Source organism: Ferruginibacter sp., from assembly GCF_049840995.1.
In the GTDB taxonomy this organism is placed as follows: Bacteria; Bacteroidota; Bacteroidia; order Chitinophagales; family Chitinophagaceae; genus Ferruginibacter.
This window is the reverse complement of record NZ_JASGIP010000003.1, coordinates 1261428-1273635: the sequence shown is the minus strand read 5'-3', so window position 1 is coordinate 1273635 and position 12208 is coordinate 1261428. Positions and strand designations below refer to the sequence as shown.

Below are 12208 nucleotides of genomic sequence, written 5' to 3'. Positions count from 1 at the left end.
AAATATGAAACGCCTGGTTAAACTATTGCTGTTTTTATTTTTACCTGTATTGGTGCATGCACAACAGTCACTTGATAGTTTACGAAATGCGTATCTGAATGCAACCAGCGATTCGGCACGCTATACAACCGGCAAATACATATATGATTACTACGAAGAATCCAACAAGGATTCTGCCCTTTATTACGCACAGCAGTCGCTGTTGCTTGCCAGCAGAAACAATGAGATACTTGCCAAAGCTTATTATATGGATAATACTGCCTATCAATTAATTGGATTGGGCAAAGATGCTGAAGCGCTTAAGTACGTACTGGAAGCATTTAATATTGTGGAAGATCCCAAAAATGAAAGACCATTAACATGGATATTATTCTCTACCTCATTTAATGGAAGTCACAGGCTTTTATTACAGGCATACACACATCACATGTTTGCTATATTAATGCGGGAAACACAAAATACAGAGCAGGAGATCTTTCATTACAAAGAAGCCAGGAGGATAGCTTCAGAGATCAGTCACCCGATAAGACAAATGCTTGCTTCTATGAACCTGGGAAGGAGTTATATGACCATTAACAAACTGGATTCTGCCATGATGTACGAAAAAGAAGCCGAGCAAATGAATCTGCAATCCAACTTTAGAAAATACCTCGGACAAATTTATCTCACACTGGGAAATATTTATTTCGAAAAGCATGACCTTTCGCAAACGTTGGAAAATTATTATAAAAGTATGGAAGTGTCTAAAAAAGAAAATAACCTGAATGGATTAAACAACAGTTACTTTTTTCTTGCGAAATATTACCTGGCCGCCGAGAATAAAGATTCGGCACTTTATTATTCTATGCTGAGCCTGAAAACCATTCAGCAACTGGGCGTTGTAAGATGGTTCAGAGTAAACCTGGGAACTGTGTACGAGAACGTGTACCTGTCTTATAAGATGGGTAACCAAACAGACAGTATATTAAAATACCAGGGGCTTACTTTGATTGTTAAAGACAGTTTGTATAAGGCCCGTATCAAAAATCTCTCCGACTTCCAGGCAGTAACGTTGAATGAGCAACTGCGTTTGCAGAATGTAGAAAAAGACAAGATCAATTACCAGAATAAAGTAAAAACCTATTTTTTCCTGGGAGGCATTGCTGTATTATTGTTGCTTGCTATTATCTTTTACAGGAACAACAGGCAAAAACAAAAAGCCAATATTGTATTGCAAAAAACATTGGGCGATCTTAAAGCTACCCAATCCCAACTTATTCAATCCGAAAAAATGGCTTCGCTGGGCGAACTCACTGCAGGCATTGCACACGAAATTCAAAACCCATTGAATTTTGTCAATAATTTTAGTGAAGTGAGTAATGAGTTGATAGACGAATTACAGGAAGAGAGAGGCAAGCCACAAGCTGCAAGGGATGAGTCTTTGCAGGATGATATTCTAAATGATATCAAACAGAATCTTGAAAAAATAAATCACCATGGCAAGCGTGCTGATGCGATTGTAAAGGGCATGCTCCAGCATTCCCGCAGCAGCAGCGGCACCAAAGAGCCTACCGATATCAATGCGCTGGCGGATGAATACCTGCGCCTCGCTTATCATGGCTTGCGGGCAAAAGACAAATCTTTCAATGCTACTTTAAAAACAGACTTTGACAACAGCATTGGCAACATCCATATCATTCCGCAGGATATAGGAAGGGTTTTGTTGAACCTGATCACCAATGCCTTTTATGCAGTTGGAGAAAAGAAAAAGCTAATAGCTGACAATCAACAGCTATCAGCCACATACGATCCCACTGTTTCTGTAAGTACAAAAAAAATGCACGATATTATTGAGATCAGGGTAAGCGACAACGGTACCGGCATTCCGCAAAATATAGTCGATAAAATATTTCAACCCTTTTTTACCACCAAACCCACCGGGCAGGGTACGGGCTTAGGCTTATCGTTGGCTTATGACATTGTAAAGGCACACGGTGGTACATTAAAAATTGAAACGAAGGAGGGTGAGGGAACAACTTTTTTAATACTATTGAATGTATAAGCTGCTATGAAAAAAATACTCATTTTATTTTACCTGTTATGTTCCGGCATCTTCGCTAAAAGCCAGAACACGCAGGAGCAGGTAATAAGGGCAAGACTGGATTCGATCATTTCATTGATCGTAAAAGAAAACAACGAGGAAAATAAAGTGGACCTGGTATTGTCTATCTACACCATATCAATAGATGGTTATCCCGTATTGTTACTGGAAGCCTATAAAAAATTATACTCCTTAAGCCAGGAAAAGAAAGACATCATTTTAGAATCCAGCGCATGGAGCCTTGCAGGGCAGGCCTATCGCTTATCGGGTAGTTATGTAAAGGCATTGGAATGCCATTATAAGGCCATTGGTTTAGCAGAAAAATCGGGCAACATGCGCTTACTGAGTTATGCAAGAAACCAGAACGCACATATTTATAAAGACCGGCAGGAAAATGAAAAAGCCCTTGAGTTGTACCGGCAGGCCAGTTTGTATGATAATAAAACCACGGACCGTTTTCACCACAGCTGGTGGGCCTACATGAATATTGGCGCTGTTTATTTGAATATGGGTATGCTGGATTCTTCATTGTTTTATTCGTTAAAAGCACAGTCGCTGTTGCCGCCGCATAGCAGCGAAACAAGCTATACGTATATACTTGCCAATATTGGCAGTGTGTACAGCCAGCAGGGAAACCTGGTAAAGGCAAGAGAATATTTTTCCAATGCATTACAAAAGGCTGAAGAATTTCAATCGGAACGTTTTATCAGCAATGTATGCCTGGCAATGGCCGAACATTTTAACCGTATACACCAGGTTGATTCCAGCATTTACTTTGCAAAAAGGGCTGTTACGCTGGTACAGGGCAGCATGATCGCTAACCTGGCGCTTAAGCCTGCTAAATTACTGGCAGGGATATACGAAAACAGCAATGCAGACAGTGCGCTTAAATACTGGAAAGTGTATATGGCAGCCAACGACAGCCTTAACAGCATCCGCACCAGCCAGCAAATGATGGTGATGGCTTTTGATGAGGATCAGCGCAAACTGAATATTGAAAGAGAGCAGGCCAGTTACAGGAATACCGTAAGAACCAATTTATTAATAACAGGCCTGGGATTATTTTGTATTGTGGCTTTGATACTGTACCGCAATAACAAACAAAAACAAAAAGCCAATGTGCAACTGGAAAAAACATTGACAGAATTAAAAGCAACCCAACAGCAGTTGGTACATGCAGAAAAAATGGCTTCACTCGGTGAACTTACTGCCGGTATTGCACATGAGATACAAAACCCACTGAATTTCGTCAACAATTTTTCAGAGGTAAGCAATGAGCTGATCGATGAAATGAATACAGAACTCAATAAAGGCGATATAGAAGAAGCAAAAGCCATTGGCAATGATATCAGGCAAAACCTCGAAAAAATAAATCACCATGGCAAGCGGGCCGATGCCATAGTAAAGGGCATGCTCCAGCATTCCCGCACATCTTCCGGCCAGAAAGAGTCCACCGATATCAATGCATTATGCGATGAATATTTAAGGTTGAGTTATCATGGTTTAAGAGCAAAAGATAAAAGCTTTAATGCAACTTTAAAGACAGACTTCGATCCGTCCCTTGGAAAAATAAATATCATTCCGCAGGATATGGGCAGGGTGATCATGAATTTACTGACCAATGCCTTTTACGCTGTTGCTGAAAAGAAAAAGCTGTTAGCTGACAGCCAACAGCTATCCGCTGATTACGAACCTACGGTTTCTATCAGTACCAAAAAGCAACTCAATAAAGTAGTCATAACGGTAACGGATAACGGCAACGGAGTTCCGAAAAACATCATCGATAAGATATTCCAGCCCTTCTTCACTACCAAACCAACCGGCCAGGGAACGGGTTTAGGATTATCGCTGGCTTATGATATAATAAAAGCGCATTCAGGAGAATTACAGCTCGAAACAAAAGAAAAGGAAGGAACCACCTTTATTATTCAATTACCAATAGTGTAAAGCAATGAAGCTGATCATAAAAATATTATGGCTGTTTTTACCTGTGTTTGCAAAAGCCCAATCCGATCCCAGCTGGGGCTATGTAACATTACAACAGGCAGATAGTTTGCGGCATGCCATTACAACCGAAAAAAATGACACTGTCTTAATGGCTGCATACCGGAGCCTGGGTTTTTATTACCAGGATGGCAAGCAGGACAGCTCCGTTTACTTTCACCATTTACAACTTGAGCTTGCAAAAAAATTAGGCCTTAAAATGTGGGAAGCAGATGCTTATTCGCAATTAGGTTATATGTACGAGGAAAATGTTTCAAAGTCGTATGATATGATCCGTGAAGCGATCCGTTTGGCAGATAACGATAAAAACGAAACCAGCAACTGGCATCCCTGGGTATTTTCAAATGCAAAAGATCTTCATGATGCAAGAATTGCCATCCAGGCCATTAACAGCCATGCGTTAGGAAATCTTTATGGCGCAGTAAATGAAGTGGCAAAGCAAAGGCAGGCCTATTATGAAACGATCCGGCTGGGAAAGATGATCAATAATGGAAAGATCGTTTCACTGGGTTATGGAAACCTCTCGGATACTTATAACAATGATTCGGCGATCCTGTTTACAAATGAAGCCATCAATTATTCTGCTGAGGCCGGGTATAAAAAATATGTAGGCAGAAGGATCATGGGATTGGCCAGGCTGTTTTTCTTAAAAGGGGCTATGCCTTCTGTCAAGCAATATGCTTATGCTGCCATCCCTGCCAGCGTTGCAGAAAATGATCTTTTCGGTATCATGCAAGCTTATTATGCATTGTCTTTTGTGTACGGTTCCGAAAACCAAAAAGACTCTGCATTATATTATGCAAAAAAGTCGCTGCAGGTTTCTGATCTTACACAATCGATGAGAGACAGGGTGGTTGTACTTAGAAATATGTCCAATGCATATATACTGTTTCAAAACAAGGACAGTGCTTACAAATATGAAAAGCTATCTAACATACTCAACGACAGCCTGAAGAACCTGAAAATAAAACAACTCAGCGATTATCAAAAGTTTGCTTTTAATGAACAGCTGCGGTTAAAAAAGATAAACGATGATAAAACGGCTGCGGAGAATACACTAAAATTGTATGTTGCCATCGGCGTATTAACCGTTATTGGTATTGTTGCATTGATATTATATAAAAGCAATCGGCAAAAAAATAAAACGAATAAAATACTCGAAAGCACATTGACCGATCTTAAAGCCACGCAAAGCCAGTTGATACAATCCGAAAAAATGGCATCATTGGGCGAACTCACCGCAGGTATTGCACACGAGATACAAAACCCGTTGAACTTCGTTAATAATTTCAGCGAAGTAAGTAACGAGCTGATCGATGAGCTGAAGGAAGAAAGAAGCAAACCTCCAACTGCAAGGGATGAAGGTTTGGAAAATGATATCCTGGATGATATCAGCCAAAATTTGGAAAAAATAAATCATCATGGTAAACGGGCTGATGCTATTGTAAAAGGCATGCTGCAGCATTCCCGCAGCAGCAGCGGGCAAAAAGAGCCCACAGATATCAATGCCTTGTGTGATGAATATTTGCGACTGGCCTATCATGGTTTGCGGGCAAAGGATAATTCTTTCAATGCCACGCTAAAAACTGACTTCGATGCCAGTATCGGCAACATCAATATTGTGCCGCAGGATATGGGCAGGGTGATCCTGAATCTTATTACCAATGCATTTTATTCGGTTGGGGAAAAGAAAAAGCTAACGGCTGACAGTCAACAACTATCGGCTATATACGAGCCAACGGTTTCAGTAAGTACAAAAAAGGTCGGTAGCCAGGTAGAGATAAGAATAAAGGATAACGGTAACGGCATTCCGCAAAATGTTATTGACAAAGTGTTTCAGCCATTTTTTACCACCAAACCCACGGGGCAGGGCACCGGGCTGGGGCTTTCGCTGGCGTATGATATCATTAAAGCACACGGCGGCCAGCTGAAAGTGGAAACTAAAGAAGGGGAATTTGCCGAGTTTATTATTACTTTGCCGGTGTGATGCTAATCTTTGAATTTATATGATCTTACAACCCATACTGGCCATTATACTTTTAAGTAATATCCGCAAATCTTTAAAGGATACGGAGCAGTATGCTAAGTGGAATAAACTTATCATCGGCGCCATTGTGCTGTCGGCCTTTTTTTTATTGGTGTACGCCGGCTTTAAAGATTACCGCGCCATTGGCATCTGGGGATCGCATGCCGTTACAGCGGTATTAGTTTATTTTATTTTTACCCAAAAGGAATTCGGTATTGCCAGGTCTATTTTATACGCTTTTATTCCGTTACTCATTATTGATTTTATAGAAGATACCACCCGGCTGATCGATCCTTCTTTTTACAAAAACTGGGAGGATTATTTTGAAGTAGGTGGCCTTTTTGGTTTTGTGTGGATGATAGCCATGTTGTTCATCGGCAGAAAGCAGAGAAAGGCGCTGGAAAAAGAACGGCAGCTGGCCATTGAAAAAGAAAAAGAATACCAGCTGAGCGAAAAAATAAAGGCCGAACTGGAAGTGCAGGTAAAAGAACGTACGGCCGAACTGCAGCAGCAAAAAGAAGAACTGCAGCAAACACTCAACGAATTAAAATCGGCACAATCGCAACTGGTACATTCGGAAAAAATGGCTTCGCTGGGTGAGCTTACTGCAGGTATTGCACACGAGATACAAAACCCGTTGAACTTTGTGAACAATTTCAGTGAAGTAAGCAATGAGCTGATCGATGAAATGAATGATGCTATCGGTAAAGGCGATACAGAAGAAGTAAAAGCCATTGCCAATGATCTTAAACAGAACCTGGAAAAAATAAATCACCATGGCAAGCGTGCAGATGGTATTGTAAAAGGCATGCTGCAGCACAGCCGCAGCAGCACGGGCCAGAAAGAACCGACCGATATCAATAAGCTGGCCGATGAATATTTCCGCCTGGCTTATCATGGATTGCGTGCAAAGGATAAAACCTTTAATGCCACCATGAAAAGCAATTTTGATGAAGCCGTTGGCAATGTAAATGTTATTCCGCAGGATATGGGCAGGGTTATTTTAAACCTGATCACCAATGCGTTTTATGCAGTTACAGAAAAACAGAAAATAATAAAAGGGAAGGCAGCTGTTGGAGGCTTACCGGCTGCGTATGAGCCAACAGTTACCGTTAGTACTAAAAAGGCAGGCAATAAAACCATCATAACGGTGGCGGATAACGGCAATGGCGTTCCACAAAAGGTACTGGACAAGATATTCCAGCCTTTTTTTACCACCAAGCCTACCGGCGAGGGCACGGGCCTGGGATTGAGCATGAGTTACGATATTGTTACCAAGGGCCACGGCGGCGAGTTGAAAGTGGATACGAAAGAGAACGAAGGCGCTACATTCAGTATTATTATTCCATCATAAACCTTATACTATGCAGGCAAAAAAAATTTTAGTGGTAGACGATGAAACAGATGTGCAGGTATTGTTTGAACAACGTTTTAGAAAAGAGATCCGCAGCGGCGAAATGAATTTTGCCTTTGCATTTTCCGGCGAAGATGCACTGGCTTATCTTACCGAGCACGAGCACGAAGCTGTGCTTATTCTTTCGGACATTAATATGCCGGGCATGAGCGGGTTGGAATTGCTGGGGCATATCAAGCAGAAATACCATAAGCCGCCGCCCGTGGTAATGATGATCACTGCCTATGGAGATGCAGAAAACTACAACAGCGCCAAACAACTGGGTGCAGATGATTTTTTAACCAAGCCTGTTGACTTCACCTTATTAAAAGAAAAACTTAAACCTGTAAACTGATGGCAAAGATACTGGTAGCTGATGATGAGGCCGACCTGGAAGTATTGATCAAACAAAAGTTCCGGCAAAAGATCCGCGACCGGCAATATGAATTCATATTTGCCATTAACGGTAATGATGCGCTGGAAAAAATAAAGGAGCACCCCGATGTGGATATTGTACTCAGTGATATCAACATGCCCGAAATGGATGGCCTTACCTTACTGAGCCGCCTGTCCGAAAACAACCCGCTGATCAAAGCAGTGATCGTTTCTGCCTACGGCGATATGGATAATATACGCACGGCGATGAACCGCGGTGCTTTTGACTTTGTTACCAAGCCCATCAATTTTGAAGACCTTACGGTTACCATGGAAAAAACTTTGAAGCATGTGGAGCAGATAAGGGATACACTCAAGGCTGTAAAAGAAAATAATATCCTGCGCATGTACGTGGATGAGACCGTGCTGAATTTTATGGGCAGCAGGGAATTTGAAACTTCACTAATGGCCAACGAAACCGTGGAAGCTTCGGTGGTGTTCATCGACATCTGCAGCTTTACTTCCATCAGCGAAACCGAAGCGCCTGATACCGTGGTGAAATTATTGAACACGTATTTTGATGTAATGGTAAAAGAGATCATTGCGCAGGGTGGTTATGTAGATAAATTTATTGGCGATGCCATCATGGCGGTGTTCCGTGGCGATTATCATTTAGATCGTGCCATTGATGCCTGCCTTGCTGTAAGGGCGCAGATAGAAAAAATGCCTTCCATAACAATGCACACGGAGTTTTCGCCCAGGGTTTCTGTGGGTATCAATTGCGGCGAAATGATCTCGGGCAATATCGGTTCAGCCAATCTTAAAAGGCTGGATTATACCGTGATCGGCGACACAGTGAACACCGCACAGCGCTTACAGGCCGCTGCCAAAGCCAGCCAGATCATCATCAACGAAACGGCTTACCAAAAAGTAAAAGAATCTTTCAATTGCCAGAAAGTGGGCGAAGTAAGTTTAAAGAACAAGGCCAACCCTGTAAGCATTTACGAAGTAATGGATTGATCATCATTTATAACCAGTAGCCGTTACATGAAAAATACAGTTGTACGGATCTTTAGCAGGTTAACAGCCACTGTTGCACTGTGCAGCGCTGTATTTATTTTGCAGGCACAGTTCACTGCAGAAAAAATAAGAAAAGACCTGCAACAATTATTGCAACGTCCCGCTGTTGAACCCCGCCCCTCTTTTACCACGCTTACAACCGATTCTGTTATTATCGAAAAAGGATCCTTTTACAGCGAAGCTACCGAAAAAGTACCCGTACTTATTTATAAGCCTTTGAACAGTACCGGTAAAAAACTGCCGGTTGTTATCTGCCTGCACGGCACCGGCGGCACTAAAGATGAAGCCACCATCAAGTCATTGCTGTACGAATGCTCTAAACTGGGTTTTATGAGCGTGGCCATTGATGCCCGCTTTCATGGAGAAAGAGTTAGCAAAACTGCCGGCCGCAACTTTTATGTAGAAGCTATTATTAACGCCTGGCATAATGAAGACCCTGCAAAACAAACGCATCCCTTCTTCTTCGATACCGTTTATGACCTGTGGCGATTGGTGGATTACCTGGATACCCGGCCCGATGTGGACAGCAGCCGCATCGGCATGACGGGCATTTCAATGGGGGGTATTGAAACCTGGATGGCTGCTTCGGTAGATACCAGGATCAAGGTAGCCGTTCCCGTTATAAGTGCACAAAGCTTTAAATGGTCGCTGCAAAACGACCGCTGGCAAGGCAGGGCAAAAACCATCTGGGGCGCTCATGTGCAGGCGGCCAAAGACCTGGGCGATACTGGTGTGAACCAGCAGAATGTAAAAGCGGTATGGAATAAAATACTACCGGGCATTTTGGATGAATTTGATTGCCCCTCCATGATACAGCTTTTTGCACCAAGGCCCCTGCTTTTATTGAGCAACGAAAAAGACCAGAACTGCCCCCTGCCCGGTGCACAAATAGCATTTGATGCTGCCAGCAAAGCTTACAATGCCGCGAATGCAGGTAATAAATTCAAGTTCAATATCACGCCCAATGAACCACATCGTTTTTTGCCCAAGCATGCCACATTGCTGTTGGCCTGGTTTAAAGAATGGTTGTAACTATACCGGCTTTTAAAAGAAACTTATGCAATTACAAAAAAGATACTTTTTACAAATATTTTTATGTTTCGTGTTGCCGCTGCAGTTAGTAGCTCAGGATTTTTCGCAGGCAGAAATTGCCAGCTGGCAAAAGCGTGCCAAGCAGGTCAATATCATCCGTGACAATTATGGCGTGCCGCATATTTATGGTAAAACTGATGCGGATGCGGTATTTGGTTTGATGTACGCACAATGCGAGGATGATTTTAAAAGAGTGGAACTGAATTATATTGAAAAGCTGGGGCGTATGGCAGAGGTAAAAGGTAAGGAAGAATTGTACAACGACCTGATGATAAAAATGCTGATCGATACCACCGATGCAGTGAATGATTATAATAAAGCGCCGGCCTGGCTGCAGCATTTATGCAATGCTTTTGCCGATGGTATCAACTTTTATTTGTACAACAATCCCGGCAAAGCTGTTTTACTGAAACGATTTCAACCCTGGTATCCCTTGTTGTGGACCGATGGCAGCATCGGCGCTATTAATACCGCCGGCATCAGTGCTGCAGAATTAAAGAACTTTTATTCCGGCGAGCCGCCGGTTGCTGTAAACAAACCCGATGAAGAAATGCTGACCGGCTCTAATGGTTTTGCCTTTGCACCTAAGATCACCGAATCGGGCCATGCTATTTTATACATCAACCCGCATGTAACTTTTTACTTCAGGCCCGAAGCGCATATGGTAAGCGATGAGGGCTTGAATGTGTATGGCGCTGTAACCTGGGGACAGTTTTTTATTTACCAGGGCTTTAATGAACATTGCGGCTGGATGCATACTTCCAGTGGTGTGGATGCCGCCGACCTGTATGTTGAAAAACTATCCAAACAAAATGATGGTTGGGTGTATGAATACGATAAAAAGAAAAGACCGGTGATCACAAAAGATATATTTATCAATTACAAAATTGGTGATTCCATACTGTCAACAGAACACGTTAAAGCATTGTACACACTTCATGGGCCCATTATGGCTAACCGCAATGGCAAAGTACTAAGCATGCGTGCCGATAACCGCCTGCTGGAAGGACTGGAGCAATGCTGGCTGCGTACCAAGGCCAATAGTTTTAAGGAATTTAAAAATACACTCAGCTTAAGGGGCAATATCTCCAACAACACCGTGTATGCCGATGCCGAAGGCAATATTGCTTACTGGCATGGCAATCGTATACCGGTAAGGGATACCCTGTTTAACTGGAACCAGCCCGTGGATGGTACTATCAAAGCCACCGAATGGAAAGGCTATCATACTATCAGCAGTATTGTACAAAGTATTAACCCCACCAATGGCTGGCTGCAGAATTGTAATTCCACGCCTTATACTGTGGCAGGCGCCGCCAGTCCTAAGCAAAAGAATTATCCTGTATACATGGCGCCGGATGCAGAGAATTTCCGGGGCATTAATGCGGTACAGGTATTGGCAGCAGAAAAAAAGTACACGCTTGATAAAGTGATCAAGGCCGGTTATGATACAAGATTATCTGCATTTGAATTACTGGTACCAGCTTTGATCGATCGTTTTGAAAAAAGTACAGACACCGCATTTGTCAATTGCAAGGATGCCATTGCCGTTTTAAAAAACTGGGATTACCGTTGCGGCGAAAACTCTGTTGCCACTACCCTTGCGGTGGAATGGGGTTATCGTATAGTACCCGTTATCAACCGCATTAAATTCAATACCGATCACAATGTAGGTTTTGTGGAGCAGGTAAAACAATTTATCAGTACTGCATCAGCAAACGATCTGCTGTTGCCTTTTTTACAAACCCTGCGGGAGCTGGAAACCAAATTTGGTTCCTGGCAAATTGCATGGGGACAGGTGAATCGCTTTCAACGCGTCAGCAGTGATATCGATAATAAGTTTGATGATAATAAGGAAAGTATTCCCGTAGGTTTTGCTTCTTCCACCTGGGGCATGTTGCCTTCTTATACCAGCCGCAGTTTTGCAGGCACCAAAAAAAGATATGGTGTTAATGGCAATAGTTTTATCTGTGCCGTGGAGTTTGGAAAGACCGTTAAAGCAAGATCTTTACTGGCCGGTGGCGAAAGCGGCGATGAAAAATCTCCTCACTTCTTCGACCAGGGCGCTATGTATGCCAAAGGTGTTTTTAAAGACGTATGGTTTTACAAGCCCGATGTGGTGCAGCATGCGGAGCGCTGGTACCACCCGGGTGAATGA

General features: G+C 42.7%; 8 protein-coding genes. All 8 read left to right on the top strand.

Annotation, left to right across the window (positions count from 1 at the left end; all coding sequences use genetic code 11):
* The first annotated feature begins 4 nt into the window (after window positions 1–4).
* The 8 genes from QM738_RS07315 to QM738_RS07280 are packed head-to-tail and all read left to right on the top strand — an operon-like array spanning window position 5 to window position 12208.
* A complete protein-coding gene (locus QM738_RS07315; RefSeq protein ID WP_462276027.1) occupies window positions 5–2041 on the top strand; it encodes a sensor histidine kinase in 2037 nt (678 codons plus the stop codon).
* A 6-nt stretch (window positions 2042–2047) separates the two neighbouring features.
* Complete coding sequence (locus QM738_RS07310; RefSeq protein WP_462276026.1) at window positions 2048–4027, top strand: tetratricopeptide repeat-containing sensor histidine kinase; 1980 nt, start codon at window positions 2048–2050, stop codon at window positions 4025–4027.
* A 4-nt stretch (window positions 4028–4031) separates the two neighbouring features.
* Window positions 4032–6071, top strand: a complete 2040-nt coding sequence (locus tag QM738_RS07305) for a sensor histidine kinase (protein ID WP_462276025.1) — start codon at window positions 4032–4034, stop codon at window positions 6069–6071.
* A gap of 19 nt (window positions 6072–6090) precedes the next feature.
* Window positions 6091–7464, top strand: coding sequence for a sensor histidine kinase (locus tag QM738_RS07300; RefSeq protein WP_462276024.1), 1374 nt, complete (start codon window positions 6091–6093; stop codon window positions 7462–7464).
* Window positions 7465–7474: 10 nt separating this feature from the next.
* Window positions 7475–7858: a response regulator gene (locus QM738_RS07295; protein WP_462276023.1), complete on the top strand. Its 384-nt coding sequence runs from the start codon at window positions 7475–7477 to the stop codon at window positions 7856–7858.
* Window positions 7858–8898, top strand: a complete 1041-nt coding sequence (locus QM738_RS07290) for an adenylate/guanylate cyclase domain-containing protein (RefSeq protein WP_462276022.1) — start codon at window positions 7858–7860, stop codon at window positions 8896–8898. The genes QM738_RS07295 and QM738_RS07290 overlap by 1 nt, the downstream gene beginning before the upstream one ends.
* Window positions 8899–8925: 27 nt before the next feature.
* Window positions 8926–9990, top strand: coding sequence for an alpha/beta hydrolase family protein (locus QM738_RS07285; RefSeq protein WP_462276021.1), 1065 nt, complete (start codon window positions 8926–8928; stop codon window positions 9988–9990).
* 25 nt (window positions 9991–10015) lie between these two features.
* Window positions 10016–12208, top strand: coding sequence for a penicillin acylase family protein (locus tag QM738_RS07280; RefSeq protein ID WP_462276020.1), 2193 nt, complete (start codon window positions 10016–10018; stop codon window positions 12206–12208).

Bases quoted from the DNA above. Each gene is read 5' to 3' on its own strand.
- QM738_RS07315 (WP_462276027.1), top strand. From the start codon at position 5: ATGAAACGCCTGGTTAAACTATTGCTGTTTTTATTTTTACCTGTATTG.
- QM738_RS07310 (WP_462276026.1), top strand. From the start codon at position 2,048: ATGAAAAAAATACTCATTTTATTTTACCTGTTATGTTCCGGCATCTTC.
- QM738_RS07305 (WP_462276025.1), top strand. From the start codon at position 4,032: ATGAAGCTGATCATAAAAATATTATGGCTGTTTTTACCTGTGTTTGCA.
- QM738_RS07300 (WP_462276024.1), top strand. From the start codon at position 6,091: ATGATCTTACAACCCATACTGGCCATTATACTTTTAAGTAATATCCGC.
- QM738_RS07295 (WP_462276023.1), top strand. From the start codon at position 7,475: ATGCAGGCAAAAAAAATTTTAGTGGTAGACGATGAAACAGATGTGCAG.
- QM738_RS07290 (WP_462276022.1), top strand. From the start codon at position 7,858: ATGGCAAAGATACTGGTAGCTGATGATGAGGCCGACCTGGAAGTATTG.
- QM738_RS07285 (WP_462276021.1), top strand. From the start codon at position 8,926: ATGAAAAATACAGTTGTACGGATCTTTAGCAGGTTAACAGCCACTGTT.
- QM738_RS07280 (WP_462276020.1), top strand. From the start codon at position 10,016: ATGCAATTACAAAAAAGATACTTTTTACAAATATTTTTATGTTTCGTG.